The organism is Ruegeria sp. CDSC052, from assembly GCF_059610685.1.
The window spans coordinates 97,420-123,160 of sequence record NZ_JBXWOB010000006.1 but is presented as its reverse complement, the minus strand read 5'-3'; the positions used below and the strand labels follow the sequence as shown (position 1 = coordinate 123,160).

Below are 25,741 nucleotides of genomic sequence, written 5' to 3'. Positions count from 1 at the left end.
CCCTAAACAGGAGGGAACTCAGGTGTTTGGAGGCGCAGATGAGCGACAAGGACAACCGGTATCTTGAACGCGGGATCGAGGACACTCTGGTCACGGATTTCGCCGAAACCCACCGCAAGAGCTATGGCGACTTCCTGCAGCTCAAAACCCTACTGAATCTGCAAAAGACGTTTCAGGATCCCGCGCAACCAGATGAGATGCTGTTCATCATCATCCATCAGGTCAGCGAGCTGTGGCTGAAGCTGATGCATCACCAGCTGGTCGAAGTGCGCCGCTTTCTGCAAGAGGACGAATTTGGCCCGGCAATGAAGAATCTCGACCGGGTCAAAGCAATCCAGCGGCAGTTGATTTCCGCGTGGGAAACGCTTCTGACCATGACCCCCGCCGATTACATGACCTTTCGGCAAGCACTTGGCAGCTCCTCGGGATTTCAAAGCTATGGCTATCGTCAGATTGAATTCATTCTGGGCAACAAGGATGCCTCGACCCTGAAGGTTCACCAGCATGATCCCGAAGTCATGGAATTATTGGATGCCGCACTGACCAAGCCTTCGCTTTACGACGAAGTGCTGCACATGCTGGCCCGGCAAGGGTTTGACGTGCCTGATGACCTGCTGAACCGTGACTTTGCACAGCCCTATTCCGGCGACCCGCGCGTGGTGAAAATCTGGGCTCAGGTGTTTCACAATACCGATCAGTATTGGGACCTCTATGCGCTGGCCGAAAAGCTGATGGACGTGGAATCCCTGTTCCAGCGCTGGCGGTTTGACCATGTCACCGCGGTCGAGCGAGTTATTGGCAACCAGCCAGGTACAGGCGGGTCTAGCGGTGTGTCGTTCCTGCGCAAAGCGCTGGACTTGCGGTTCTTTCACGATCTCTACGATGTGCGCACCGAATTGATGTATAGCGGGCAGGAGTAGGCGATGCTGTATCGTGGTTTCACTCAGACTGAGCTGGAGCAGGAGTATTCTCCCAGTTCGATGGTTGGCGGCGATCTGACACCCTATCTTGAAAGCTACGCCGCGCTGAGTGCGCAGAACCGCGCCCGGATGGAATGCCGGGAAAACCTGCCCTTCGGCGAAACATCTGAACAGGTGCTCGACTTCTTTCCTGCGTCGACGGCCAACGCTCCGCTGCATGTCTTTATCCACGGAGGTTACTGGCAGGCGCTCAGTCAGCGTGAGTCGGCGATGATGGCCCCTACACTGGTGGAAAACGGGCAAGCCTTTGCAACGCTGAACTATACGCTCGCACCTGAGGCCCGACTGGATCAGATGATCAAAGAGTGCCGCGATGCCCTGCTTTGGCTGGGATCACAGGCGACGGCCCTTGGGTTCGATCCGGCGCAGATCACCTTGTCGGGGCACAGCGCCGGGGCACATCTGGCGGCCATGGTGATGGCGACTTCAGCCGATGCGCTAGCCCGCGCCGGCTTGCGGGTACGAGAGGTGATTCTGATTAGCGGCGTCTATGATCTTGAACCGATCAGCCTGACGCCGGTGAATGACCCGCTGCAACTTACCCCGGTCGAGATACACGATCTCTCACCCATCCTGCACCTGCCCGCCCCCGGTCCGCGTTACCATGTAACCGTCGCCGAGCGCGACACACCCGAATTCATTCGTCAAAGCCGGGACTATGCGGAATTGCTGCGTAAAGGCGGGCATTCTGTCAGTTTTGATCTGCAGAAAGGGATGCAGCATTTCGACATCATCATGCACGCAAGCACGTTCCTGCCGGCTCCTCGGTAGTCATAGGCGTTGGGCGAAAGAATATTCTGACCTTTGCGTCATGCACTGAGCCAGTCGCCATATCCCTGCATTTGTGGCGGTACCGCAAGTGTCCGGTTTGAGCCCAGAGTGACAGATGCTGCGCTAGCTAGGAATGGCAGCGGTGCGCTAATGTCGACTCTGCAAAGTTGAACGAACGGAGTACACGGAACTTTTATCGCGCTCTCATCCGTTCTGGTGCAGAATTCTCCAAACCGGTCGATGATCGAATTCGCAGATGGTGAAAAAAATCACGCTTTGACTGTCATCTGAAGCATTAGTCACTGGCTCAAAAGAGCCGAAAGCTGCTTCGCTCCCTTCTGAAGTATGCCCAGAAACGACATCAGACTGTTGACGTCATGACGTTGTGTCGGCGCGTGAACCGAAAGCGTGCCTACCAATCGGCCTTGTCCATCCTGAACGGGTACTGCTAGGGCAGTCATTCCGGTCATGAATTCCTCGTCATCGGTGGAATAACTATTCTCAGAGATACGTCGGATCTCAGATCGCAATGCCTTGGGATCGGTCAGCGAGCGTTCGGTTTGTGGTTGTAGATGTCCTGCCGAAAGAAACCCATCCAGCTTTCTTTGCCGTAGTGTGGACAGGTACATCTTGCCGCTGGCCGTGCAATGGAAGGGCACCTGTGTCCCGACCGGCAGTTGAATTCGCAGGGGCCACTTCGTTTCCACCCGGTCGAGATAGATCATGCCCTCGCGGTCTGGAATGGCGAGATTACATGTCTCGCCAACAGTTTCAGCCACACTGCGCAAGATCGCCAGTCGCGCAGTGCGCAAATGCTCGGACGACATGGTGTTGACCGATAGCAGTCGCAGCCGGTGTCCCGGGCCATATGATCTGCCATCGAGATCCCGCTGCAGAAACCCTTCGGCTTCTGCGGTTTGCAGCAGACGGTGAATTGTTGGCTTGGCCAGACCTAATGCCTCAATCAGATCCGATGGTTTTACGGAAACGCCACGCCGCGCCACCTCCTCGAGGATCAGCAAGAGGCGGAGGTTGGTTGGTATTTGAGTTTCTTTTTCTTGTGTTTCCGTCTCGGCCATCCTGCAACAGTCTAGCTATTTGGCAGCAGTATCAAGGCCAGATCGGGCACAAGCGACACTAAAATCCAAACAGAAAGAAGCGCCACCAGATAGGGTACCGTATACCGAAGCAACCGGAAATAAGGTACTCCTGTTACTCCTGAAGCCACATAGAGGTTCAGCCCATAAGGTGGTGTGATGAATCCAATGGACGCCCCCACAAGGAAGATCACCGAGAAATGGATTGGATCAATCCCAACCGAGGCCGCGATTGGCGCAAGAATTGGGGCGAGAATTATGGTTACAGGTAGGCTTTCCAGAACCATACCCGAGAAGAAAACAATCACCATCGACGTGAACAGAACCGCATAGTATCCACCCATTGAAGTCACGAAATCCCCGATTGTCTGCTGCGCGCCGAGCAATGACAAGATCTGTTGCATCACCACTGATATCGCGATCAGAGGCGCGAGGATGCCGGTGATCTGGGCCGAGCGGATGACGATCGAGGGGATCTCGGGGATCGTAAAGCCTTCGACCACGAACATTTCGGCGTAACTCTTCTCGGTTGGCGATATGTCGTTTCTGGCCCCCATAATCCGGTTGATCGGATAGCTGACCAAACCAGCGATCACACAGAAGCCAACCGTCACGCCCGCGGCTTCTGTCGGGGAAAACTTGCCTGTGTAGATGCCCCACAGCACCAGCCCAATGGCGAAAAATCCAAGCCAGGCGCCAAATGCCGTTTTCAGTATCCGGTTGAGCTGCAAAGGGATCAGATGGCCCCACCCGTTCATGCGGCAAATGATCCAGCACGCGAATTGCATACCAAAGACCATGAGCGCGCCCGGAAGAATGCCCGCCACGAACAACTCGGAAATAGGAAGGTTCATCAAGAAGCCATAGACGATGAAGATAATGGAAGGCGGGATAATGATCCCTACAGTACCCCCTGCCGCAGCGGTCGCCGCGCTGAACCGTTCGTCATAGCCACCTTTGACCATCTCGGGGTGCAGCATCGAACCAATTGTGGCTGTCGTCGCCGAGTTTGATCCCGAAATCGCCGCGAATAACCCGCAGGCACCAAGCGATGCCATCGCCAACCCACCACGTATCCAGCCCAGACAGGCATAGGCGAAATCGCTGAGCCTTCGGGCAATACCAGACTTGTTGATCAGGTCTCCGGTCAGGATAAAGAGCGGCATCGCGAGCAGGGCAAAGCCTTTGTTGAACACGTTCAACAGTTCGGCCCCCATATTGTCCAGCGTCAAGCCAAGGACGAATGAGCAGCCGATCACCCAATAGCCGATGACCAAAAACACCGGCACGCCCAGCATGAACAGAAAGGTAACCCCAAGTGAGATCAGTGTAACCAAAGTTCCGTCTGTCATCAGTCTGCTCCGATCACGGCCTGCTTGATCAGCGGCTCACCTGTTTTCCAGTTTTGCAGATCGTCGGCGAGGTTCTGAAACACACGCCCGATCATCAAAAAGAACGAAAGAGGCGCGGCCAGCAAAAACCACCACTGCATGATATTGTCCGTGCCGAGAACGATCTGAAAATTTGACGCCGATAACGCAACCAGTCGCGTGGTCGTCACGATGACGATCACGGCAAAGATGAACCACAACACCGCATCAAGGATCAAACAGGCCAACTGCCCGCCTCGGGGCATTGCGGTGCGGAACTCATTGAAACTCAGATGCGTCCGCAGGCGAACATTGTACGTGGCCCCGAACCACGCCATCACCATAAACAACAAGGGAGGGATAGTGGTGGACCACGGTTCTTGATCGTTGAACACGAATCGGTCGATCACGCCCCAGAAAATGATCAACGCAATGGCGAGGTAAGAATATACCATCACCGACCGCTCCAGATGGCGCTCGATAAACGGCACTGTCCGATAGATCAGCATGATCACGAATCCGCCCATGGCTGAAACAACCGCGCCCAACACCCATGCGGCGTCCGATTCCAGCGCTGATTGAATCTCGAACGAATCCTGGCTGAGAAAGGCACTGAAGATCGCGCCTGTGTCTGCCCAAAACGACATGTACCCCGTCCTCCCAGTCGGTGTGTATTAGAACCGGCCCGCTTGGGGCCGGTTCGTCTTTTGTATCAGGCTTCGCCTTTCCACCAACGGCGCGGTTCTACGTTTTCCGGCAGGGTGTCTGCCGGAATCTCACGCGCGATGTCGTAGATTTCCTGATAGGTATCGATGCCACCGGCCCATTTGTTCAAACGCTCACGCCACTGCGCCCAAGGTTCGGGGTTGTAGTTCGGGGCGCACATCTCTTCGGCCAGTTTGATCTGATCATCTGGCAGGAATGCCGGACGTACTCCATTTTCGGCGAAGATAGTATCAGGCAGCTGCGGTTCCGAGAAACCGACAGTGTTCAGCAAAGCCGCTTCATTGGCACCTTGAATCAAAGCCTGCGTAAAGTAGGAAGACTCCATCACAGCATCCTGCAGCTCCCCGCCCAGACTGTCGAACACTTTGGCCGACATTGAGGTATGTTCAGTGCCGCAGAAGAATTTCAGGTTGACTGACTGCGACACCACTGGAGCCATGTTGGCATATGCGACGGCCGATGCCCACGTTTCAGCCCCGTCGATTAGACCAGTCTTCAACGCATCCAGAGTTTCTTCCCATGCAACCGGTACCGGATTCAGGTTCAACAGCTGCATCGCAATGCGTCCCAGCTGCGTACCCGTCACACGGTTCTTTGTACCGAACAGCTCTTCCAGTTTGGTGACGGTCGGCTTGTCGGCAAAGGTCGAACCCATTTGCAGGCCGCGCAATTCACAGTGGGTAAACAGGAACTTCAGGCCGTGCCGTTTCTCAAGCGGATCACGCAGAATGCGCTGGCTCGCCGGGCTGTAGAAGAAGTGATACTGCGCTGCCCGGCTGGGGAACATGTAAGCATAGTCCAGCACGTTGAGATACGGCGCGCCTCCAGCCGAGTTCTGGGTCGAGGCCGCGTAAATATCAACAATGCCCTGCTGGGTTTTTTCAACACAGCTCAGCTGGCCGCAGATCTGGTTATCGCCAATGAACTCGATCCGAATTTCACCGTCCGTGCGCTCTTCCAGATCGCGTGCAAACTCGATCGCGCCGGCGCGTTCGATCAGCAGATTGCGGGTGTTAAAGCCCGATGCGCCAAATTTAAGCGTGTGCTTTGGCTCTTTCGAGAAGCGCTTTTCATAGGTTGATTCGGCTGCCTGCGCCAGATTCGCCAGGCTCATCGCGCCACCGAACCCACCTGCCGCCAGCAGTGTCGAACTCATGCCATACCGCCCGGCCACACGAAAAAAATCTCGCCGGGAAATGCCACTTAGTTTCTTACCGATCTCCATTGCCTACCTCCCTGATCGCAATTAATGAGACGTTTTGTATCAAAAAAGGCTAGTATATTTCTCGCATCTTGCATAGAGTTTTTTTCAGTCGCGTCGGGAGGAGACAGTTATGGAAGTCGATTATGCGGTAGTCGGAGCAGGATCTTCGGGCTGTGTCATTGCCAACCGTTTGAGTGCTGATCCCAATACGACCGTCGCATTGCTGGAGGCTGGCGGTCGCGACACCAACCCGTGGATTCACATTCCGGTCGGTTATTTTAAAACAATGCACAACCCGTCGGTTGACTGGTGCTATCGCACTGAACCCGATCCGGGGCTTAATGGACGATCCATAGACTGGCCACGAGGCAAGGTGCTGGGCGGCTCATCCTCGCTGAACGGGCTGCTTTATGTCCGCGGCCAGAAAGAAGACTACGATCGCTGGCGGCAAATGGGCAATGAGGGATGGGGGTGGGACGATGTCTTGCCCCTGTTTAAACGCTGCGAAGATCAAGAACGCGGTGAAGATGAGTTTCACGGCATTGGCGGGCCTTTGTCTGTTTCGAACATGCGCATTCAACGCCCCATTTGCGACGCCTGGGTTGCCGCGGCACAGGCCGCAGGCTACCCGTTCAACCCCGACTACAACGGTGCTGAACAAGAGGGCGTGGGGTATTTCCAACTGACCACCCGCAACGGCCGTCGCTGCAGCGCGGCTGTGGCTTATCTCAAACCCATTCGAAGTCGTCAGAATCTGAACATCATCACCAACGCATTTGTGACGCGCGTGGTTTTGGACGGGAAAAAGGCGACCGGGCTGGTTTACCGGGACAGGTCAGGGGTCGAGCAAACTCTGAAGGTTCGACGCGAGATTATCCTGTCTGGCGGCGCGATCAATTCGCCCCAGATCCTGATGTTGTCGGGGATTGGAGACCCGGACCACCTCAAAGAAAACGGAATCGAACCGCTTCACACCCTGTCTGGCGTCGGTAAGGGCTTGCAGGATCATTTACAGGCGCGCCTGGTGTTCAAGTGCAATGAACCAACACTGAATGATGAAGTCCGCAGCCTGTTCAATCAGGCGCGCATCGCTCTGAAATATGCACTGTTCCGTGCAGGGCCTATGACAATGGCGGCCAGCCTCGCCACCGGCTTTATGAAAACGCGCCCGGATGTAGAGACACCCGATATACAGTTTCATGTCCAACCCTGGTCCGCTGACAGCCCGGGCGAGGGCGTACACCCGTTCTCGGCCTTTACAATGTCGGTCTGCCAGCTGCGCCCGGAAAGCAGGGGGGAGTTGCGCCTGAACGGCCCCGATCCGTCCAAACATATCAAGATCATACCGAACTACTTGTCCACAGAAACAGATTGCAGGACCATAGTCGATGGCGTGAATATCGCGCGGCGAATTGCCAAGAAAAACCCTTTGGCCTCGAAGATTTCGGAAGAGTTTCGACCAACAGCAGATCTGAATTGCAACGACTATGACGCTACGCTGGATTGGGCCAGGTCGAATTCGACCTCAATCTACCACCCAACCGGCACCTGTGCGATGGGAAGCTCTGAGGCATCTGTTGTCGATCCTAAACTAAGGGTTCACGGGCTAGAAAATCTGCGCGTGGCCGATTGTTCAATCATGCCCGAAATCGTCAGTGGCAACACCAACGCACCGGCAATAATGATCGGGGAAAAGGCGAGCGATTTGATAATCGCGGATGCCTGACAGGCCCTCCATCTTGCCTGTGTGCGATGCAGAATGCCCAAAACACTCGCAACCGATGGATCGGTGTGCCAGTCGCGCAAGCTCAAGCTGTTCTGTTGATTATGTCTGATCGCAACTCGCACTTTGCCAACTCTTGTCTCATGACTGACCGTGATCTGGGAGGGCGACTCTTGGTCAACGATCTGTGCAGCATCCAGCTCAGATTTTGACGTTAAACCAATCTCGCGAAACATGCATAAGCGGTCGCGGACACTATTTGCTTTTCCAATAGTTCAAATCGGAACCTCCACTTTCCTATTTTTGGCGTACAAGTACTTCACTTGCAGAGAGATATACACAGCACGTGGTCGCGAGCCTGAGCCTGGCTACGGGCACTGCGTCGGTGAACCCTATTGGCCGCTAAGTCCGCATAGCCGACAGCAACCTAGATTTACTTTGCCTCTTGAACCAAGGCTACCCGGTGCGACTTGATGATTAACCTCAGAAAAACTCGCGCGAAAAGTCAAAGGCTCACGTCAGCTCTCCAAAAGAAAAACAGCGGCCCGTTGGAGCCGCTGTTTTCCGAATTTCAGTTCTGTCCGGATCAATCCAGTGTCCGGGTGACCTCTTCGCGCTCGAAGATTTCGATGACGTCGCCGGCGCGGATATCGTCGTAGTTCTCGAATGCCATACCGCATTCCTGACCCGACTGAACCTCGGCCACTTCGTCCTTGAAGCGCTTCAGCGTTTTCAGCGTGCCTTCGTGGATCACGACGTTGTCGCGCAGCAGGCGGACACCTGCGGAACGACGCGCCACGCCTTCTGTAACCAGACAGCCAGCAACCTTGCCAACGCCCGTAACCTTGAAGACTTCGCGGATCTCGGCATAACCGATGAACTTTTCGCGGATCTCGGCGCTCAACAGGCCTGATGCGGCGGCTTTCACGTCGTCGACCAGATCGTAGATCACCGAGTAGTAGCGGATTTCCACGCCCTTTTGGTTCGCGGTGTTCCGGGCTGAAGCATTGGCACGCACGTTGAAGCCCAGGATCGGGGCGCCGGATGCTTCGGCCAGGCCGACATCGGTTTCGGTGATTGCACCAACGCCCGAGTGCAGCACGCGTACACGTACTTCGTCGTTGCCGATCTTCTCCATCGCCTGAACGATGGCTTCGGCAGAACCCTGCACGTCCGCTTTCATCAGAATTGGCAGTTCGGTGACGTTTTCGTCTTCCTTGGCCTTTTGCATCAGCTGTTCAAGGGTGGTTGCGGCACCGGCGGCGGCGCGTTTGTCCTTGGCGGCCTGTTCACGGTAGGCGGCGATTTCACGCGCCTGCGCTTCAGTCTCGGTCACGTTCAGAACGTCCCCGGCCTCGGGCGTGCCATTCAGACCCAGTACCTCAACCGGAACCGAGGGTCCTGCCTCTTTGACGCGTTCGCCCTTGTCGTTGATCAGCGCACGGACTTTACCGTATTGCTCACCCACAACAAAGATATCGCCCTGACGCAATGTACCGGTCTGAACCAGAACGGTGGCAACAGGTCCGCGACCCACATCCAGCTGAGCCTCGATCACAGCGCCTTGGGCGGCGCGGTTCGGGTTGGCTTTCAGCTCAAGAATTTCGGATTGCAGCGCGATGGCTTCCAGCAGCTCGTCCAGACCCTGACCGGTGATGGCAGACACTTCGACGTCCTGAACCTCACCCGACATTTTCTCAACGATGACTTCGTGCTGCAGCAGATCGGTGCGAACCTTGTCCGGGTTCGCATCCGGCTTGTCGACCTTGTTGATCGCAACGATCATCGGGACACCCGCCGCTTTGGCGTGGTTGATCGCCTCGATCGTCTGCGGCATCACCGCGTCATCCGCAGCAACAACCAGAACCACGATATCCGTGACCTGTGCCCCGCGCGAACGCATCGAGGTAAAGGCCGCGTGGCCCGGTGTATCCAGGAAAGACAGCGTTGTGCCGCCATCGGTTTTCACCTGATAAGCGCCAATATGCTGGGTAATACCCCCGGCCTCACCCGCCACAACGCGAGCGTCGCGGATCGCGTCCAGCAACGAGGTCTTACCGTGGTCAACGTGACCCATGATGGTAATAACCGGCGGACGCGACTGCAGATCGCCTTCGCTGTCTTCGATCTCTTTGATGACATCCTCGACGTCAGAGGCCGAGACGCGCGTGACCTTGTGGCCAAATTCTTCGATGATCAGTTCCGCAGTATCAGCGTCAATGGTCTGGTTCTGCGTGACCATCATGCCCATGTTCATCAGCGATTTGACAACGTCCGCGACACGCTCGGCCATACGGTTGGCCAGCTCGGACACGACAATCGCCTCGGGCAGCTGTACGTCGCGGATAACCTTTTCCCGCTCGACCGCGCCGCCCATGGCTTTCTGACGCGCGCGCTCTTGCTTACGCTTCATGGCTGCCATCGAACGCTGACGATTACCTTCACCACCGGTCGCCTGACCCAGAGTCAGCTTGCCTGAACGGCGGTTATCGTCACGGCCCTTGGTGCGCGTGCCGCGTTGTTCACGCTCGCGATCCTGCTTGCGTGGCGTTGCTGCGGGCGCAGGCTTGCTGGCCGGGCTGCGGGCGGCTTTTGGCTCTTCTGGAGTCGGGGTCGCCGCGACACGCTTAGCGGCATCTTCAGCCTCTTTGCGCTTGCGTTCTTCCTCTTCGGCCTTGGCGCGCGCGCGTTCTTCGGCCTCGCGCTGTTCGCGCTCTTTGGCCTCTAGTTCCGCACGGCGACGGGCACGCTCTTCCTCGCGCGCTATTTCAGCGGCCTGACGCTCGGCGGCCTCTTCGACCTCACGCGCCTTGGCAGCCTGCAGCGCCTTCATCCGGCGCGCCATTTCCACGTCGGAAATCCCGGCTGGACGACGCGACGGATCACCTGATGGCGTAGCTCCACCACCGGTTTTGGCCGCACCCGGCTTGGGGACCACCACGCGCTTGCGTTTGGTTTCCACCACGACATTCTTGGTACGTCCGTGGCTGAAACTTTGTTTCACATTTCCGGGGCGCGCCCCGCCACGAAGACCCAATGTCTTTTTGCCGTCACTATCGCTCATAAAGCTTCTTACCCTTCCGCGCGGCCCTTGCCGCCGTCATCCGTTTCGCGCAAGCCATGCAGGCGCTGCGCTTCCTCTACAACACGTTTGGCGAGTCCGCCAGAGGCCAAGGCCGCATGAATCACGGTTTGGCGCCCAAATGCCGCCCCAAGTTCGTCTGCGGTCAACCAGCCGATGTATTTCCCAAAGTGCGGCGTGCTGAGTTTCGACTTGCCGCGCCCCGATCCATCGGACGCCTGAAGCAATATCTGGGCCTCTTCCCGGTCCAGCATTGCCTTGACCTTTTCATAGCCAGCAACCGCATCACCGGACTTGCGCGCGAGGCTCAAAAGCTCGATCACGCGCCGCGCAATCTGCTTTTCAACCTCATCGGCCAGATCCTTTGACACAGTGACCTGCGCCTTGAACCCCCGCGCGAACAATTTCTTGCCGATGGCTTTATCCAACGCGCTACGGTCGGCCGAGACATAAACACCGCGCCCCGGCAGTTTTGCCGCGACATCAGGAAAGACCTGACCGTCTGGCCCGACCACAAAGCGGATCAGCCCATATCTAGGCTGAACCTCGCCAGTGGCAATGCACTTGCGTTCGGGTCCGTCAGACCGATCCTTATGGACGCCACCGCGACCCATGTGCGCCACCCGAAGCCTGCGATCAGGCCTCGGCTTCCTCGTCGGCCGCTACGCCGTCTTCTTCAGCCTGCTCCAACTCAGCAGGATCGACCCAGCCCAGCATGATCCGAGCTGTCATGACCAGATCCTGCGCCTCTTCCAGCGTTATGCCAAAAGGCTCCAGAACGCCGTCATCCTTGATACGCTCACCATCAACTGTGGTCCAACCACCAGCCAGTTCCCAGTCAGCGCAGGTGGCAAAATCTTCCAACGTTTTCACGTCGTCCTTGGCCAGCGCTTCTACCATCTGGGGTGTCAGACCTTCGAATTCAATAAGGCTGTCCTCGACACCCAGCTCACGCGCTGCATCCAGCGCCGCTTTGGCCTGTGCTTCCAGGTGCTCACGCGCACGAGTCTGCAGTTCCTGCGCGGTGCCTTCGTCGACGCCGTCAATGACCAACAGCTCGTCAAGCTCGACATAGGCGACTTCTTCCAGGTTGGTGAAGCCTTCCGATACCAGCAACTGAGCAAAGAATTCGTCTAGATCCAGGCTTTCCATAAACAGGCCGGTGCGGGCTTCGAACTCTTTCTGACGACGCGCCGATTCTTCGGCCTCGGTCATGATGTCGATGTCCAGGTTGGTCAGCTGGCTGGCCAGACGTACGTTCTGACCACGGCGACCAATGGCAAGGCTCAGCTGTTCCTCGGGAACCACAACTTCGATCTTGCCGGCTTCTTCGTCCAGAACCACCTTGGACACCTCGGCGGGCTGCAGCGCGTTCACCAGGAAGGTGGGCTGATCTTCATTCCATGGAATGATGTCGATCTTTTCGCCCTGCAGCTCATTCACGACGGCCTGCACACGGCTGCCGCGCATACCAACGCAGGCACCGACAGGGTCGATCGAGCCGTCATAGGAAATGACAGCGATCTTGGCGCGCGATCCGGGATCACGAGCAACAGCTTTGACCTCGATGATGCCGTCATAGATTTCCGGCACTTCCATCTTGAACAGTTCAGCCATGAATTCAGGCGCGGTGCGCGACAGGAAGATCTGGTGGCCACGAACCTCGCGGCGAACTTCCTTGATATAGGCGCGCACACGGTCATTGGGGCGATAGCTTTCGCGGCCAATCTTGTCGTTGCGGCGCAGAACAGCCTCGGCACCGCCCAGATCGACGATGACATTGCCAAACTCTTCGCGCTTGACCGCACCGTTGATGATGGTACCTGCGCGATCCTTGAAGTCTTCGTACTGGCGATCGCGCTCGGCTTCGCGAACCTTTTGCAGAATCACTTGCTTGGCGGATTGCGCCGCGATCCGGCCCATTTCGACCGGAGGCACTTCTTCGACATAGACGCTACCGACTTCCGGCGCTTCCATGTATTGCTTGGCCTGCTCGACGGTCATCTCGGCCTGATAGTTCTCAAGCTCCTCATCTTCAACCACAGTGCGGACGCGGGTAAAAGTCGCCTTGCCGGTCTTGCGGTCGATGCTGACGCGGATATCCATCTCGGCGCCGTAGCGGCTTTTGGCGGCACGGGCGAGCGATTCTTCCATCGCTTCGACAACCAGACCGGGGTCGATCATCTTTTCGCGGGCCACGGCCTCGGCGGTCTGCAGCAGCTCCAGCTGGTTGGCTGAGGTGATTGCCATCAGTTCGTCTCCTCTTCGGACCCTTCGGTCTCAATCTCGTCGAAAGCGTTTTCGTTCAGGGCACCGGCGTCCTTGCGCTGGCGCAGCATCTCTTTGATCAGATCATCGGTCAGGACCAGCTTGGCATCGCTTAGCCAGTCAAACTGCAAGCCGATGGTGATTGTCTCATCTCCCTCGGAGATATTGATCAAAACCTCATCGCCTTCGATCCCGGCCAGCTCCCCTTTGAAGCGGCGACGGCCGTCGATCAGTTCGGCGGTTTCAATCTTTGCCTCATAGCCCTCGAACATCTCAAAATCCTTGAGACGTGTCAGAGGCCGGTCGATGCCGGGGCTGGACACTTCCAGCGCATAGGCGTCAAGGATCGGATCTTCGACATCCAGTGTGGCACTGACTGCGTTCGATATCTCGGCGCAATCATCCACTTCGATGCCACCATCGGGCTTGTCGGCCATGATCTGCAAGGTGGTCTGCTTGCCGCTCATCAGGCGGATACGGACCAGCTCATACCCCAGATCTTCGATCACTGGGGTGATGATCTCGGCCAGTCTCCGATCAATGGCAGCTTTGGCTATCAGTTCGTTTGTCATCAGCTACTCTACCCTGTCAGTCGGGCACAAAAAAACGGGCGCGCGGCCCGTCGAAATTCCCGGTGGAGCCCCAGACCAGAAGTCTGACACGCCGCTGTTGCAACTGCATATACGCAGGGTTTCCCGAGTCTGCAACCCCCGGCAGGAACCCTGACCGGAATTTACGCCAACCACCACCGTTCAGCGATGCGTCCGTCGTCCAGCGCGCGCGCGCCGCCGATCTGCTGGGGCATACCAACATGAGCAGCAGCAGCCAGCGCAATATCCGATTCGCTGGGGTGAAGGCGCTGACCGCGCAGTCCATTCAAGCCTTCGGATGATGGCAGGGCAGCAATATCCACATAGCCATCCCGCAATGCTTCGGCCCGGACGCGGGCATCAGGAATGACGATAATTTCAAAAGCATCCGCCCAGCCGGCCTGAGTGCTCTTATAATGGTCAACGACTTTGCGGCCCAGAAAGTGGCGATCATCCTCAGCCCGTTCGACACGGTAGCATCCGGTGCCATTGGCGATCTGCAGCGGTTTGACGCTCTGACCAGCCCGCGGGATGACAAATTGACTTTCGGCCAGCAGGAAAGGCAGGCCGGGATTAGGTTTAGCCAGTTCAAGGTGCAGCCGGTTAGGGGCCAGCGCTTCGGCGCGCCCGACTTCGGCCAAAACCGCCATCACATCAGCGATATCCAATGCTACGCCGTCGTGGAACACCGCATCATCGCGCAGATCAAACGTCCAGATCCGGGCATCCGTATCGGTCTGCCATCCTGTTGCCAGCTCACCTCGCAAGGTACCGTCAGGTGCGATTTCGGTCAGCGTGTCAAACACCGCCCCCCGTGCAACCTGTTCAAGACTGTCGTCACGCGGCACCGCAAGCCGCAGGGTTCCGCCCGGCTTGGGCGTATTCGCCAGTGAGGCGCCTGTTGCGGCCAACAGCGCCGCAGCGGCACCTGATGCAAACAACGCGCGGCGGTCAATGCGGGTCATGCTACCCCCTCGGCCACGCGGTTCATAATGCGGACCAGTTCGGCACTGATGCCGGGTTCAGACAGGGCATGGCCTGCCTGACGGACCATCTTCAATTCGACATTCGGCCAACGCTCGGCCAGGTTCCAGGCAGAATGCGGTGGGCAGATCATGTCATAGCGGCCCTGAACGATATGGCCGGGAATATGAGCGATCCGATCCATCTGCTCCAGAATCTGTCCGTCCTGATCAAGGAAAGCCCGATTGATGAAATAGTGATTCTCAAGCCGGGCAAAGGCGCGCGCATACTCACCCGGGCTTTCTCCGGTGGATCCGTTCGAATGGATTGACGCCAGCGCATTTTCCCAAGCGGACCAGGCCCGTCCGTACAGAACCTCAGTCGCCCGATCCCCTGAGAACAGACGTTTGTTATAGGCCCCAATCGTGTCGGAAAGCTCAGTCTCGGAGAGCAGAGCGGTGAACTTGGACCATTGCTCGGGCCAGAACTTGCCCGCGCCACCACCATAGAACCAGTCCAGCTCGGCCTGCGTTGCCAGAAACACGCCGCGCAATATCAGCCTATTCACCCGGTCGGGATGCGCCTGCGCATAGATCAACGCCAGGGTTGCGCCCCAGCTTCCACCGAAAACGGCCCAGTCACTGATGTTCAACAGGGTGCGCAGCCGTTCGATATCGGCCACCAGATGCCAGGTTGTGTTGTCTGTGACCGACGCGTGCGGGCGCGAGCGTCCACAGCCTCTCTGATCAAACAGAATCACCCGAAAGACGTCCGGATCGAAATAGCGCCGCATTGCGGGGCTGCATCCGCCACCCGGACCTCCGTGCAACACGACCACCGGCAGGCCATCCGGATTGCCGCATTGTTCCATATAGATAAGGTGACCATCGCCCACATCGACCATTCGCTGATCGAACGGGTCGATCGGCGGGTAAAGATATTGCACTGCGCGCTTTTGGTCCGGGTACTTGTCCATTATGGCCCTATATAGTCCTTAAACGTAAAAGAGCATACGGAGACAGGAATGCAAGCGCATCCGAACACGGTAGACCCGTCCGAGATCGCAAAATTCGAGGCGATGGCCGCCGAATGGTGGGACCCGCATGGGAAATTCAAGCCCCTGCATATGCTGAACCCCTGTCGTCTGGATTATATCACACAGCAAATCGCAGGCGAATTTGACCGTGATCTGAAGGCCCCGCGCCCGTTCGAGGGCCTGCGCCTGCTGGATATCGGATGTGGAGGAGGCTTGCTGAGCGAACCCATGGCTCGCCTTGGCGCCGAGGTCGTGGGCGCCGATGCCGCCGAGGGCAACCTGCCCGTCGCCCGCATCCATGCCGAGCAATCAGGGCTTGGGATCGACTATCGCCACACCACTGCCGAGGCGATGGCCGCCGCAGGTGAGCAGTTTGATGTGATTCTGAACATGGAGGTGGTCGAACATGTGGCCGACCCGCTCAGCTTTCTGACAGCCACGCGGGATTTGCTGAAACCAGGCGGGCTTGAGATTTGTTCGACCATCAACCGCAACCCGAAATCCTATGCGATGGCCATCTTTGGTGCCGAGGTGATCATGCGTTGGCTGCCGCGCGGCACGCATGAGTGGAACAAGTTCATCACCCCTGACGAGTTGTTCGACCTGTTGCGTCAAGCCGGGTTGGACCCGGTGGACCGCAAGGGTTTCGTATTCAACCCGATCCTGTGGAGCTGGTCGATCTCGGACCGGGATTTAAGCGTGAATTATGTGACGGCGAGCGTGAAGCCGGGGTGAACCTACTCCCCCTCCAACTGCAATCGCAAATCCCGCAGCACGGGCAGCGTGCTGCGGACCCGCTCCAGCCCCAGCTCTCCGACCACGCGGTTGATCAGCGGCGCAATGGAGGAGATCGCCTGATCCCGAGCACTCCGCCCAGCGGGGCTGATGGCGACCATCTTGCGGCGGGCGTCGTCCCAGTCGGGGCGGATGTGGATATATCCGGCCCATTCCAGCTTGGCCAAGGTATTGGTCATGGCACCTCGGGTCACGTGAAACGTATCGGCTAGCTGTGCCGGGCTGCGTTCGTTGCCGACAAAGACAAGATGGTTCAAAACCGAGAAATGCGAAATTTCCATGCCCCTGGGCAGCACCCGGCTGAGCCGGTTACGCAATAACTGGTCTGCGGTCAGGATCTCGCTGAACAGCGTGACCGCGAGGGCATTGGTATCGTTTGTCATAGTCCAGATTCTGGATCAGGGGCCGTCAAAGGGACGGACATGTGTCAGCGAAGGCACGCGGCTTCGTGCTTCTGTAACAGAACTATCATCCAAATTGAAAAAGTGAATGCCCTGATCGGTCCCTGCGTCGATGACGACCTCTCCCCATGGGGCAACGACCATGCTGTGACCGTAGGTTTTGCGGGTCTTTCCCCTGGTTTTAGGGTGTTCACCGGTCTGCGCCGGGGCCAACACCCAGCATCCGTTTTCAATCGCCCGCGCCCGCAACAGCGACTTCCAATGGGCCTCACCCGTGACCGGTGAAAAAGCGGCTGGAACCGTCAGAATGCGCGCTCCAGCCTGCGCCAGAGATGCGTACAGTTGGGGGAAGCGGATATCATAACATATACTCAGACCCACCTTGCCGAAATCTGTCTCGGCTATGACCGCTCGTGTGCCGGGACGGTAGTTTTTGGACTCGCGAAACGTCTCGGCCTCGGACACCTGCACGTCGAACATGTGGATCTTGTCATACCACGCCACGATCTGCCCCTGAGGATCAATCATGAAGGACCGATTGGCAAACCGACCCTCCGCATCATGTGTTTTGATCGCCAACGAGCCGATCAAAAACCAGATCCCCAGGCTTGCGGCTTGTTCGCGCAGCCCCGCAAGTGTCAGGTCATCTTCTTCGTATTGCAGGATTTCCCGCTGCCGTGTGGACGAGGTGGACACGCAATTCGTCACCTCGGGCGTCAGAACGAACCGCGCACCCTGTCCTGCCGCTTCGGACATCATGGCGCGCACCATTTTCAGGTTTTCAGCCGGATCATCCGACGAGGTGATCTGAAGCAGGGCGCTCTTCATCAGGCCGCCAGCAAACCGTCCAGCTTGCCCTGACGTTCCAGCTCATAAAGGTCGTCGCATCCACCCACATGCTGCGATCCGATAAAGATCTGGGGTACGGTGCGCTTGCCACCGGCGCGCTGGATCATTTCAGGTTTGCGTTTTGGGTTCCTCAGCACATCGACTTCCTGAAACTCGACGCCCTTCTGATTCAACAGCCGTTTTGCAGCGTGACAGAAGCCACAGAGCGGCGAGGTATATATTTCTACCGATTTCATATTCCGTACCTTTGGGTTTCGCACAATCCTGGGCGAGTTAGGTATCCTTGGCAACGCGCGCTAGGGTCAACACAAAAATATGATTTGCCCCGGATGCACGACAGACACGTGCACATGAGGTCAATGTTGCGCCTGATGTCATGACATCATCGACCAGCAGAATATCGCGCCCCTGCATCTGCCGAAGCCGCCTGGGATGCGCTGCAATCGCATTCTCCAGCGTTTCCATGCGCTGTGCGGCTGTTTTTCCATCCAAAACCGGCGTTCTTGTCCGTCGGACCAAAAGGTCCGGACAGGCCTCCAACCCGGTTTGCCGCCCCAGATGCTGCGCCAACAGGGCGGATTGGTTGTACCTGCGTTTCAGCAACCGGGACCAATGCAGCGGTACCGGCGCGATCAGCATGTCCTCGCGAAACAAATCCCGACCCGCCAGGGCCATCCAGCGCGCCGCAGGGCGTGCAAGCTCGGGCCGGTCCCCATGTTTCAGAGCCAGAATCAGGGATCGCGCCTTGCCATCATACAAAAGCGCAGACCGCCCATCGCGCCAGGGGCGCGGCGTTTTCATACAGTCATCACATTCGATTCGGTGGCCATCGGCCTCACCCGGCAAGGGCACGCCGCAGCTTTCACATACAGCGCCACCGATAAAGGGCGTTTCACGCCAACAGGAGCCACAGAGGCCGAAATCCGACTCGGTCAAATCACCGCATCCCAGACAGCGCGGGGGATAGATCATCTGGACAGCGGTTTGAATCCGCTGCCACATGCGATAGTTGCGCCCTATGAAACTGCCTGATTCCAACGCACCCTCACTGTTCGACCGCGCAATCCTTGCACGGCGTCGGTCCCGCGCACGGGAAGATGCCTTGTTCTTGCACCGCGCCGCAGTTGACGAGGTTCAGGATCGGCTCGCCTTGGTTAATAAAAGCTTTACGGACCCGGCGATCGTGACCCCTTTTGCGCAAGTCTGGCAGGATGTGTTGCCAATGGCGCGGATCATCCCGGATAACGAGGTGCTGGACCTGACTCCCGGTGCCCATGATCTGGTGATCCATGCCATGGCTTTGCACTGGGCCAATGATCCGGTTGGGCAGTTGATCCAGTGTCACCGCGCGCTGCAACCTGATGGGCTGTTGCTGGTGATCTGTCTGGGCGGTGAAACCCTGCGGGAACTGCGCGCCGCACTTGGGCAGGCCGAGGTTGAGGTCACGGGCGGCCTCAGCCCCCGCATCGCGCCGATGGCCGAGCTGCGCGATCTGGGCGGGTTACTGCAACGCGCCGGACTGGCCCTGCCGGTTGCTGATACCGCGCGATTGACGGCGGAATATCGCGATCTGACCCACCTGATGCATGACCTTCGGGCAATGGGTGAAACCAACAGCCTGCAAAACCGCATGAAACACCCCACAAACCGGCAGGTCTTTGCCCGGGCGCAACACATCTATGCCAACCATTTCAGCACTGATCAAAAACGCCTCAAGGCGACATTCGAACTGGTCTGCCTAACCGGCTGGTCTCCCGATGAAAGCCAGCCAAAACCGCTGCGTCCGGGCTCGGCCCAGATGCGGCTTGCGGATGCTCTGGGCGCAAGCGAAGGCAAACTGTCCGATTGACGAATGCGGAATTCCGGTTATCTCAGCCCGAAGCAAAGACATCTCAGGAAGTGAAACATGTTTGACGCCACACGCCCCGATCATGCCCCGGCGGATCACCCCAAAGTCAAAACGGGCCGCGTCGGCATCCTGCTGGCCAATCTCGGCACCCCCGACGATTACAGCTATTGGCCCATGCGCCGTTATTTGAACGAGTTTCTGTCGGACCAGCGCGTGATCGACTATCCCAAGTGGAAATGGCAGCCAATCCTGCAGGGGATCATCCTGACCAAACGGCCCTTCAGCTCGGGTGAGGCGTACAAGTCGATCTGGAACCACGACAAGGGCGAAAGCCCGCTGATGACGATTACCAAGGACCAGACCGCCAAATTGCGTGACGCGATGCAGGCACGCTATGGCGACAAGGTCATGGTGGAATTCTGCATGCGCTACGGCAACCCATCGACAAAATCAAAGGTCCGGGAAATGGTCGCGGCAGGCTGCGACCGGGTTCTGTTCTTTCCACTGTACCCACAATACGCAGGCGCCACGACCGCCACGGCCAATGACCAGTTTTTCCGCGCTCTGATGGATGAGACGTGGCAACCCGCCAGCCGTACCGTGCCCGCCTATTTTGACGAACCCGCCTATATCGACGCATTGGCGGGCTCGGTTGAAAAGGCCTATGCCGCGATGGTGGACAAACCGGACATACTGGTCTGTTCCTACCACGGCATGCCGGAACGCTACCTGCAACAAGGCGACCCCTATCACTGCCAATGCGCAAAAACGACTCGGTTGCTGAAAGAAAGGTTGGGCTGGTCTGACGACCAGCTTGTATCGACCTTCCAGTCACGATTCGGCCCGGAAGAATGGCTCAAGCCATATACGGTCGACCATGTGGCCGAGTTGGCAAAACAGGGTAAGAAGAAGATCGCCGTTATCGCACCAGCGTTTTCCTCCGATTGCATCGAAACGCTGGAAGAGATCAACGAAGAGATCAAAGAGAGTTTTGAGGACGCGGGCGGCGAAAGCTTTACCTATATCCCATGCCTGAACGATGACGAATCGCACATAGCGGCCCTGGGCAAGGTGATCGAGGATAATTTGAAGGGTTGGCTGGACTAAGCCACCCAGTCGACTAGGCACAAAAAAAGGCGGTGGAAAGCTCCACCGCCTTTTCTTTAGATATCGCTTGTCGAATTAGCTTGCTGCAACAGCTGCGGCAACAACAACCAACAGGATCAGCGGCAGGATGATGCCGTTTGACGAACCCTGAGTTTCTTCAACAACAACAGGTGCTTCAACAACCGGCTCTTCCAGGTTGCCTGCATAAGCGGTCGAAGCAGCAGCAGTCAGTGCAGCGGCGAGAACGAGTTTCTTCATATTAACCTCCAGGATACGCACGGTTCCGTATAGTGAAACCATGCACTCAAGACTTACCTCGTGTTTTTTTCTAATCAGCTATCCAACTGGAATGCAAATGGAAGTTGCGCCACAAGCGGGTACCTGCGCGGAAATGTCGTCAAATTAGCAACACTTGCGTGCCAACCCTGGCCATTGAGAACAGTTCGGCAATATCGTTGTTGAAAAGACCGATGCACCCATTCGAAGATCGGCGCCCAATTTTGCGCGTATCATGGGTTCCGTGAATTCGGTAATATTTCCAGCTTAGATATAAAGCATGTGTTCCCAGAGGGTTATCCGGACCCGGCGGGATATAGTCTGGCCATTCCGGATTTCTTTTCTTCATCGAAGGTGTTGGCGACCAGCTTGGGCCCTCGACCTTGCGGATCACACTGGTCCGGCCGCGGCGCGTCAGCTCTTCGGTCAGGGGAACCGACGACGGGTATAGTTTGTACACCGATTGATCGTCAGACCAGTAATGCAGCGCCCGCGACACTGTATCGACAAGGATAGCGCCGTTTTTCGTGTTGGAAAAATAGGGCTGCCAGTCCAGCGCCCTGAAGCCAGAGATGTTACGGCGCACCGCGGGTTCGTCCTCGGGTGCGGGGCGCAGCGGGTCTCCGGGGGTGTATTGGGCAATCGCAGGCGAGGCGACCAGAGCCGAGACACCCGCGACGAATCCGCGTCGGGTTGTATGAGTAATGCTTTTCTTGACCATGATCGCAGGTCCTTTTCACAGAAAATCTAAAAATCCTGTGCATTTTATTGCCAGAATGCTTCAGTCGCAATTGAAACCGGCAGAATCACGCAGAACAAAGCCATTGTGCGTTTGCCCACAGCCTTCTGTCACGCTATGCCGTATGGCAACACAATAATCAGGTCGATCATGACGCGCATCATTTCATTACTGTTTGCTAGCTTTATTGCACTGGCCGCCTGTACGCCGGGTGGATCCCCAACCTATGGGGCAGATGGGCGCCCCCTGCCAACGGTGTACAAGATCCGTGGCAATCCAGAAAAGCTGCAATTCCGGATGTTGGATTCGGTTAACGCCCTCCGCCAGGCATCGGGCCTTCAGCCGGTACAACTGAATGCTCAGCTCAATGCCGCGGCCGCCACCCATTCCAAGGATATGGCGCGACAGAATCGGCCCTGGCACTTTGGCTCGGACGGATCTTCGCCGTTGGATCGGGCGACGCGCGTCGGCTATTACGGCACCTTCCTCGGCGAGGCGATCTCGGAAACCTATGAGACCGAGACCGAAACGCTGGCCGCCTGGATGCAGGAACCCGGACCGCGAAATGTCATCATGGATGCCAAAGCCACCCAGATGGGCTTTGCCTGGCACCAGGAGAACGGCGGGAAGATCTGGTGGACCCTGGAAATGGGAACCGGTGGTTAAAACGCAAAAGCCCCCGAAAACCGGGGGCTATTTTTGCCTTTGGGGCAGTTAAGCCGCCTGGACCGACTGCGCCTCGGTCAAAATTGCATAGAGCTTGACCGGATCAGGATTGGCGCGCAGCTTTGCGCAAACCGACGTATTGCGCAGCGTTCTGGACACCAGCGCAAGCGCCTTTAGGTGGTCCACACCCGCCTCTTCCGGGGCAAACAACGCAAAAGCGACATCAACCGGCTGGCGGTCTACCGCACCGAAATCAATCGGCTTTTCCAGCATTACGAAAACGCCAGCCACTTCGGCCAGATCACCCAGCCGCGCATGTGGCAGGGCAACTCCATGACCAACGCCTGTTGGGCCAAGGCTCTCCCGCTCGAGCAGGCCATCCACTACAACCTGCGCGTCAAGACCAAGGGCCCCCTCGGCAACATCGCCGATTTCCTGAAACAACCGCTTCTTGCTGGAAGCGGCGGACAATACACGTACCGCCTCGGGCTTCAGTATGCTCGATAGCTCCATGATCACGCTCCATGGCCTTGCCCCTGCTTGCGCAGGGGCTTGCCTTGCTATTCTTGCCTGTTACGGATCAATCCAGCCGATGTTGCCGTCCTCACGGCGATACACGACATTCAATCCGTCCTTGTTTTCATTCCGGAACACCAGCACCGGGGCGCCGGCTAGTTCCATCTGCATTACGGCTTCACCAACACTCAACGATGGGATCTTGGTTTCCATCTCAGCCACGATCATCGGCTGCAGCGATTCAGGTTCATCAGCCGACTCTGATTCGTCAGAGGCGAGGATATAAGAGGAAGCACCAAAGAGTTCAACCGGCTCGGATCGGTCCTTGTGATGGTCCTTGAGGCGGCGCTTATACCGGCGCAACTGCGTTTCCATCTTGTCACAGCAGGCCTCGAATGCTGCGTAGATTTCGATAGCGTGGGCCTTGGCCTGCGCTGTCAGGCCGGTCGAAAGATGCACGGTGGCTTCGCAAACATACTCATGCGCAGAACGGGAAAAGACGACATTGGCGTCGGTCGGGCGCTGGGCATATTTTCCAACAACCTCCCCTAGCTCGGTCTGCACATGGGTCTGCAGTGCCTCGCCGATGTCGATCTGTTTTCCGCTAATTTGGTAACGCATGTGATCTCCTTCACAATTCACACCCATTTTGACGCTGCGTTACGCAGCGCACGTGTTTTTATCGGGTGGGGGATATCGGCATATTCCGCAGTTGCTGAGAAACGTACCCCTTAGCAAAGGTGTACCGCGATCCCGACTGGAACTGAAGAAATGCCATAACCCAATTGAGGCAAGAGACGGCGGCAGAGTCAATCAAAACAGGCGTGTATATACGTGATTTCAGCCATGCGCTGGGCGCAATTCCGCGCAAGCCTATGAAATACGGAAGTTTTCGCCCAAATAGACCCGACGGACATTTTCGTTCTCGACGACTTCATCCGGCGTGCCCGACATCAGCACCTGACCATCATGCAGGATATAGGCCCGGTCCACGATTTCCAGTGTTTCGCGCACGTTATGGTCAGTGATCAGCACGCCGATGCCGCGCTTTTTCAGGTCCGCTACCAGATGGCGGATATCGCCGACGCTGATCGGGTCCACGCCTGCAAACGGCTCGTCCAGCAACAGATATTTTGGATCAGCCGCAAGACAACGGGCAATTTCGACACGGCGACGCTCGCCACCCGACAATGCCAATGCCGGGGCGCGGCGCAGATGTTCGATCGAAAAATCGGACAACAGCTCTTCCAGCCGCTCTTTCCTGCGATGGCTGTGCTTCACGGTGATGTCCAGAACGGCGGCAATGTTGTCTTCGACACTCATCCCGCGGAAAATCGACATTTCTTGCGGCAGATATCCGATCCCAAGCCGCGCGCGCCTATACATCGGCAGGGTCGTCACGTTTTGGCCGTCAATGGTCACAGTGCCAGCTTCGGGAAAGACAAGCCCGGCGACCGAATAGAACGTTGTGGTCTTGCCTGATCCGTTCGGACCCAACAAGGCAACCACCTCGGACCGGCCCAACGTCATCGAGACTTCGCGTATCACGGTCTTCTTACGGTATGATTTCCGCAGTTTCTCGATCCTGAGGCCGGAACCGCCTTCGGCCACAGACAAATTCGGACGCTCCATCAGTTGCTATCCGGATTCAGAATGGTTTTGACGCGGCCAGTCATCTTTGCCGTTCCGGTCGTCAGATTGGCATTCATCTGATCGCCGCTGATAACGCTGGGGCCTTGCGTCAAAAGCACATTTCCGCGCATCACGATTTCGCCCGAGTCGATTGTGTATTCGGCCCAGTCGCCTTCGGCTGCATCGGGCGGGCTGACAAGAACCACATCATTTGTCGCCTCCATCCGCTCGATTCCGGACCTGTCGGCGTTGTAGATGACCAAGACCCGCTCGGCGGTCAGGCGCATCTCACCCTGCACGATCAGGACGTTACCGATAAACTCGGCCGTGCCGTCTTCTTGATTGACGTTTAGGGATTCCGAGGTGACCTCGACCGGCTGGCTTGGATCCGCCTTGGCTGACCCGAAGGCGACCTGCGTTTCCTGTGCCGACGCCGAAAAGGCACCGACCATCAGCGCAAAACTAACAACAGCAAATCGCAAATCAATCACGGCTTATCTTTCTGTTTTTTCAGGCTCGTATACCAGCTTAACACCATCTGTAAAAAGAATATGGACCGGCCCATCCTTTTTTTCGGTTCCAAATGTCATGCGTCCCGCGGAAAAATCTCCGATGATGCCGGTGCCATCGACCTGACCCGGAGTGTCGCCGCGGATTTCATCCAGAGAGGTATTCAGAAGATCAGTTCTGACCTGAATTCCGTCTGTCGTCGTGATCAGGACGTCCCCAACAAACGTTGCGGAATTCTTGTCCGGGCGGATCATACCGGAATTTGAATCCATCGTTATGACGCCGCCATTCAACAATCCCAACCGCCCTCTAAATTCGGCAGTCGTGGGCAATGACCCTTCGCGCCCCTGGGTCGCTTGGGCCGCCTGAATTTGAACTTCCTCGCCTTTTCTGGTTGTTCCAAGATAATGGGGTTGGGTCACCACTTGGTCGGCCAGACGTTCATCTATGTCTTTTTGGGTAAACGGAACGGACACGCTGGTTTCGATGCTGCGTGATAGCAGAAAAACCGTCGACAGCAGAACAATCGCCGCCAAAGGCAGCAACACCTTCAGAAATTGCACCATCCGGGAATGTCCGTCCATCGAACGC

At 57.1% G+C, this 25,741-nt stretch carries 28 protein-coding genes; 7 read left to right on the top strand and 21 right to left on the bottom strand.

Annotation, left to right across the window (positions count from 1 at the left end):
• Positions 1-38 precede the first annotated feature (38 nt).
• Positions 39-920 (top strand): tryptophan 2,3-dioxygenase, encoded by an 882-nt coding sequence (locus tag AC2FIM_RS12030; RefSeq protein ID WP_142638241.1) that lies wholly within the window; start codon positions 39-41, stop codon positions 918-920.
• A gap of 3 nt (positions 921-923) precedes the next feature.
• A complete protein-coding gene (locus AC2FIM_RS12025; protein ID WP_271950767.1) occupies positions 924-1,751 on the top strand; it encodes an alpha/beta hydrolase in 828 nt (275 codons plus the stop codon).
• A gap of 299 nt (positions 1,752-2,050) precedes the next feature.
• On the opposite strand, the gene AC2FIM_RS12020 is transcribed toward AC2FIM_RS12025, so the two are convergent.
• The 4 genes from AC2FIM_RS12020 to AC2FIM_RS12005 form a co-directional block, all read right to left on the bottom strand.
• Positions 2,051-2,830, bottom strand: coding sequence for an IclR family transcriptional regulator (locus tag AC2FIM_RS12020; RefSeq protein ID WP_142638245.1), 780 nt, complete (start codon positions 2,828-2,830; stop codon positions 2,051-2,053).
• 11 nt (positions 2,831-2,841) lie between these two features.
• Complete coding sequence (locus AC2FIM_RS12015; protein WP_142638247.1) at positions 2,842-4,200, bottom strand: TRAP transporter large permease; 1,359 nt, start codon at positions 4,198-4,200, stop codon at positions 2,842-2,844.
• On the bottom strand, positions 4,200-4,865 hold the full coding sequence (locus AC2FIM_RS12010) for a TRAP transporter small permease (RefSeq protein ID WP_142638249.1): 666 nt from the start codon (positions 4,863-4,865) through the stop codon (positions 4,200-4,202). Before AC2FIM_RS12010 ends, AC2FIM_RS12015 begins: the two co-directional genes overlap by 1 nt.
• A 65-nt stretch (positions 4,866-4,930) precedes the next feature.
• Positions 4,931-6,169: a TRAP transporter substrate-binding protein gene (locus AC2FIM_RS12005; protein ID WP_142638251.1), complete on the bottom strand. Its 1,239-nt coding sequence runs from the start codon at positions 6,167-6,169 to the stop codon at positions 4,931-4,933.
• 109 nt (positions 6,170-6,278) lie between these two features.
• Between AC2FIM_RS12005 and AC2FIM_RS12000 the strand changes: the two genes are divergently transcribed.
• Complete coding sequence (locus tag AC2FIM_RS12000; RefSeq protein ID WP_496703860.1) at positions 6,279-7,874, top strand: GMC family oxidoreductase; 1,596 nt, start codon at positions 6,279-6,281, stop codon at positions 7,872-7,874.
• Positions 7,875-8,457: 583 nt separating this feature from the next.
• Here AC2FIM_RS12000 and infB read toward each other — a convergent pair.
• The 6 genes from infB to pip form a co-directional block, all read right to left on the bottom strand.
• Entirely contained in the window at positions 8,458-10,935 is a 2,478-nt protein-coding gene (infB, locus tag AC2FIM_RS11995; protein ID WP_142638255.1) for a translation initiation factor IF-2, read from the bottom strand.
• 8 nt (positions 10,936-10,943) lie between these two features.
• A complete protein-coding gene (locus tag AC2FIM_RS11990; RefSeq protein ID WP_142638257.1) occupies positions 10,944-11,567 on the bottom strand; it encodes an RNA-binding protein in 624 nt (207 codons plus the stop codon).
• Positions 11,568-11,589: 22 nt separating this feature from the next.
• On the bottom strand, positions 11,590-13,203 hold the full coding sequence (gene nusA / locus AC2FIM_RS11985; RefSeq protein WP_142638259.1) for a transcription termination factor NusA: 1,614 nt from the start codon (positions 13,201-13,203) through the stop codon (positions 11,590-11,592).
• The gene (gene rimP / locus AC2FIM_RS11980; RefSeq protein WP_142638261.1) at positions 13,203-13,793 is read right to left on the bottom strand and encodes a ribosome maturation factor RimP; all 591 of its coding nucleotides are present in this window, start codon (positions 13,791-13,793) and stop codon (positions 13,203-13,205) included. Before rimP ends, nusA begins: the two co-directional genes overlap by 1 nt.
• A gap of 161 nt (positions 13,794-13,954) precedes the next feature.
• The gene (locus tag AC2FIM_RS11975; protein WP_281973585.1) at positions 13,955-14,776 is read right to left on the bottom strand and encodes an ABC transporter substrate-binding protein; all 822 of its coding nucleotides are present in this window, start codon (positions 14,774-14,776) and stop codon (positions 13,955-13,957) included.
• Positions 14,773-15,750, bottom strand: coding sequence for a prolyl aminopeptidase (pip, locus tag AC2FIM_RS11970; RefSeq protein ID WP_142638265.1), 978 nt, complete (start codon positions 15,748-15,750; stop codon positions 14,773-14,775). Before pip ends, AC2FIM_RS11975 begins: the two co-directional genes overlap by 4 nt.
• Positions 15,751-15,798: 48 nt before the next feature.
• Here pip and ubiG point away from each other — a divergent pair, with 48 nt between their 5' ends.
• A complete protein-coding gene (gene ubiG / locus AC2FIM_RS11965; protein ID WP_142638267.1) occupies positions 15,799-16,545 on the top strand; it encodes a bifunctional 2-polyprenyl-6-hydroxyphenol methylase/3-demethylubiquinol 3-O-methyltransferase UbiG in 747 nt (248 codons plus the stop codon).
• A 2-nt stretch (positions 16,546-16,547) separates the two neighbouring features.
• Here ubiG and AC2FIM_RS11960 read toward each other — a convergent pair whose 3' ends face one another.
• The 4 genes from AC2FIM_RS11960 to AC2FIM_RS11945 are packed head-to-tail and all read right to left on the bottom strand — an operon-like array spanning position 16,548 to position 18,857.
• Positions 16,548-16,988: a MarR family winged helix-turn-helix transcriptional regulator gene (locus AC2FIM_RS11960; RefSeq protein WP_142638269.1), complete on the bottom strand. Its 441-nt coding sequence runs from the start codon at positions 16,986-16,988 to the stop codon at positions 16,548-16,550.
• A gap of 15 nt (positions 16,989-17,003) precedes the next feature.
• A complete protein-coding gene (locus AC2FIM_RS11955; RefSeq protein ID WP_496678589.1) occupies positions 17,004-17,834 on the bottom strand; it encodes a carbon-nitrogen hydrolase family protein in 831 nt (276 codons plus the stop codon).
• Entirely contained in the window at positions 17,834-18,091 is a 258-nt protein-coding gene (gene grxC / locus AC2FIM_RS11950) for a glutaredoxin 3 (protein ID WP_142638273.1), read from the bottom strand. The genes AC2FIM_RS11955 and grxC overlap by 1 nt, the downstream gene beginning before the upstream one ends.
• Positions 18,092-18,128: 37 nt before the next feature.
• Positions 18,129-18,857, bottom strand: a complete 729-nt coding sequence (locus AC2FIM_RS11945) for a ComF family protein (protein ID WP_281973580.1) — start codon at positions 18,855-18,857, stop codon at positions 18,129-18,131.
• Positions 18,858-18,873: 16 nt separating this feature from the next.
• Here AC2FIM_RS11945 and AC2FIM_RS11940 point away from each other — a divergent pair, with 16 nt between their 5' ends.
• Positions 18,874-19,704, top strand: coding sequence for a methyltransferase domain-containing protein (locus AC2FIM_RS11940; protein WP_281973579.1), 831 nt, complete (start codon positions 18,874-18,876; stop codon positions 19,702-19,704).
• Positions 19,705-19,761: 57 nt separating this feature from the next.
• Positions 19,762-20,811 carry a ferrochelatase gene (gene hemH, locus AC2FIM_RS11935; RefSeq protein ID WP_142638279.1) on the top strand — a complete coding sequence of 350 codons (1,050 nt, stop codon included), beginning with the start codon at positions 19,762-19,764 and terminating at the stop codon, positions 20,809-20,811.
• A 75-nt stretch (positions 20,812-20,886) separates the two neighbouring features.
• Here the strand turns inward: hemH and AC2FIM_RS11930 are convergent, their stop codons facing one another.
• A complete protein-coding gene (locus AC2FIM_RS11930) occupies positions 20,887-21,069 on the bottom strand; it encodes a hypothetical protein (RefSeq protein WP_142638281.1) in 183 nt (60 codons plus the stop codon).
• Positions 21,070-21,208: 139 nt separating this feature from the next.
• A complete protein-coding gene (locus AC2FIM_RS11925; RefSeq protein ID WP_142638283.1) occupies positions 21,209-21,808 on the bottom strand; it encodes a L,D-transpeptidase in 600 nt (199 codons plus the stop codon).
• Positions 21,809-21,976: 168 nt separating this feature from the next.
• Here AC2FIM_RS11925 and dalA point away from each other — a divergent pair, with 168 nt between their 5' ends.
• On the top strand, positions 21,977-22,492 hold the full coding sequence (gene dalA, locus AC2FIM_RS11920) for a divisome-associated lipoprotein DalA (RefSeq protein ID WP_142638285.1): 516 nt from the start codon (positions 21,977-21,979) through the stop codon (positions 22,490-22,492).
• A gap of 48 nt (positions 22,493-22,540) precedes the next feature.
• On the opposite strand, the gene AC2FIM_RS11915 is transcribed toward dalA, so the two are convergent.
• The 5 genes from AC2FIM_RS11915 to AC2FIM_RS11895 form a co-directional block, all read right to left on the bottom strand.
• On the bottom strand, positions 22,541-23,005 hold the full coding sequence (locus tag AC2FIM_RS11915; protein WP_142638287.1) for a PTS sugar transporter subunit IIA: 465 nt from the start codon (positions 23,003-23,005) through the stop codon (positions 22,541-22,543).
• A 60-nt stretch (positions 23,006-23,065) separates the two neighbouring features.
• The gene (gene hpf / locus AC2FIM_RS11910; protein WP_142638289.1) at positions 23,066-23,629 is read right to left on the bottom strand and encodes a ribosome hibernation-promoting factor, HPF/YfiA family; all 564 of its coding nucleotides are present in this window, start codon (positions 23,627-23,629) and stop codon (positions 23,066-23,068) included.
• 252 nt (positions 23,630-23,881) lie between these two features.
• Positions 23,882-24,640 carry an LPS export ABC transporter ATP-binding protein gene (gene lptB, locus AC2FIM_RS11905; protein WP_142638291.1) on the bottom strand — a complete coding sequence of 253 codons (759 nt, stop codon included), beginning with the start codon at positions 24,638-24,640 and terminating at the stop codon, positions 23,882-23,884.
• A complete protein-coding gene (locus tag AC2FIM_RS11900; protein WP_142638458.1) occupies positions 24,640-25,092 on the bottom strand; it encodes an LptA/OstA family protein in 453 nt (150 codons plus the stop codon). Before AC2FIM_RS11900 ends, lptB begins: the two co-directional genes overlap by 1 nt.
• Positions 25,093-25,134: 42 nt before the next feature.
• Positions 25,135-25,734, bottom strand: a complete 600-nt coding sequence (locus AC2FIM_RS11895) for an LPS export ABC transporter periplasmic protein LptC (protein WP_142638293.1) — start codon at positions 25,732-25,734, stop codon at positions 25,135-25,137.
• Positions 25,735-25,741 lie beyond the last annotated feature (7 nt).

Bases quoted from the DNA above. Each gene is read 5' to 3' on its own strand.
- AC2FIM_RS12030 (WP_142638241.1), top strand. From the start codon at position 39: ATGAGCGACAAGGACAACCGGTATCTTGAACGCGGGATCGAGGACACT.
- AC2FIM_RS12025 (WP_271950767.1), top strand. From the start codon at position 924: ATGCTGTATCGTGGTTTCACTCAGACTGAGCTGGAGCAGGAGTATTCT.
- AC2FIM_RS12020 (WP_142638245.1), bottom strand. From the start codon at position 2,830: ATGGCCGAGACGGAAACACAAGAAAAAGAAACTCAAATACCAACCAAC.
- AC2FIM_RS12015 (WP_142638247.1), bottom strand. From the start codon at position 4,200: ATGACAGACGGAACTTTGGTTACACTGATCTCACTTGGGGTTACCTTT.
- AC2FIM_RS12010 (WP_142638249.1), bottom strand. From the start codon at position 4,865: ATGTCGTTTTGGGCAGACACAGGCGCGATCTTCAGTGCCTTTCTCAGC.
- AC2FIM_RS12005 (WP_142638251.1), bottom strand. From the start codon at position 6,169: ATGGAGATCGGTAAGAAACTAAGTGGCATTTCCCGGCGAGATTTTTTT.
- AC2FIM_RS12000 (WP_496703860.1), top strand. From the start codon at position 6,279: ATGGAAGTCGATTATGCGGTAGTCGGAGCAGGATCTTCGGGCTGTGTC.
- infB (WP_142638255.1), bottom strand. From the start codon at position 10,935: ATGAGCGATAGTGACGGCAAAAAGACATTGGGTCTTCGTGGCGGGGCG.
- AC2FIM_RS11990 (WP_142638257.1), bottom strand. From the start codon at position 11,567: ATGGGTCGCGGTGGCGTCCATAAGGATCGGTCTGACGGACCCGAACGC.
- nusA (WP_142638259.1), bottom strand. From the start codon at position 13,203: ATGGCAATCACCTCAGCCAACCAGCTGGAGCTGCTGCAGACCGCCGAG.
- rimP (WP_142638261.1), bottom strand. From the start codon at position 13,793: ATGACAAACGAACTGATAGCCAAAGCTGCCATTGATCGGAGACTGGCC.
- AC2FIM_RS11975 (WP_281973585.1), bottom strand. From the start codon at position 14,776: ATGACCCGCATTGACCGCCGCGCGTTGTTTGCATCAGGTGCCGCTGCG.
- pip (WP_142638265.1), bottom strand. From the start codon at position 15,750: ATGGACAAGTACCCGGACCAAAAGCGCGCAGTGCAATATCTTTACCCG.
- ubiG (WP_142638267.1), top strand. From the start codon at position 15,799: ATGCAAGCGCATCCGAACACGGTAGACCCGTCCGAGATCGCAAAATTC.
- AC2FIM_RS11960 (WP_142638269.1), bottom strand. From the start codon at position 16,988: ATGACAAACGATACCAATGCCCTCGCGGTCACGCTGTTCAGCGAGATC.
- AC2FIM_RS11955 (WP_496678589.1), bottom strand. From the start codon at position 17,834: ATGAAGAGCGCCCTGCTTCAGATCACCTCGTCGGATGATCCGGCTGAA.
- grxC (WP_142638273.1), bottom strand. From the start codon at position 18,091: ATGAAATCGGTAGAAATATATACCTCGCCGCTCTGTGGCTTCTGTCAC.
- AC2FIM_RS11945 (WP_281973580.1), bottom strand. From the start codon at position 18,857: ATGTGGCAGCGGATTCAAACCGCTGTCCAGATGATCTATCCCCCGCGC.
- AC2FIM_RS11940 (WP_281973579.1), top strand. From the start codon at position 18,874: ATGAAACTGCCTGATTCCAACGCACCCTCACTGTTCGACCGCGCAATC.
- hemH (WP_142638279.1), top strand. From the start codon at position 19,762: ATGTTTGACGCCACACGCCCCGATCATGCCCCGGCGGATCACCCCAAA.
- AC2FIM_RS11930 (WP_142638281.1), bottom strand. From the start codon at position 21,069: ATGAAGAAACTCGTTCTCGCCGCTGCACTGACTGCTGCTGCTTCGACC.
- AC2FIM_RS11925 (WP_142638283.1), bottom strand. From the start codon at position 21,808: ATGGTCAAGAAAAGCATTACTCATACAACCCGACGCGGATTCGTCGCG.
- dalA (WP_142638285.1), top strand. From the start codon at position 21,977: ATGACGCGCATCATTTCATTACTGTTTGCTAGCTTTATTGCACTGGCC.
- AC2FIM_RS11915 (WP_142638287.1), bottom strand. From the start codon at position 23,005: ATGGAGCTATCGAGCATACTGAAGCCCGAGGCGGTACGTGTATTGTCC.
- hpf (WP_142638289.1), bottom strand. From the start codon at position 23,629: ATGCGTTACCAAATTAGCGGAAAACAGATCGACATCGGCGAGGCACTG.
- lptB (WP_142638291.1), bottom strand. From the start codon at position 24,640: ATGGAGCGTCCGAATTTGTCTGTGGCCGAAGGCGGTTCCGGCCTCAGG.
- AC2FIM_RS11900 (WP_142638458.1), bottom strand. From the start codon at position 25,092: ATGGTCGGTGCCTTTTCGGCGTCGGCACAGGAAACGCAGGTCGCCTTC.
- AC2FIM_RS11895 (WP_142638293.1), bottom strand. From the start codon at position 25,734: ATGGACGGACATTCCCGGATGGTGCAATTTCTGAAGGTGTTGCTGCCT.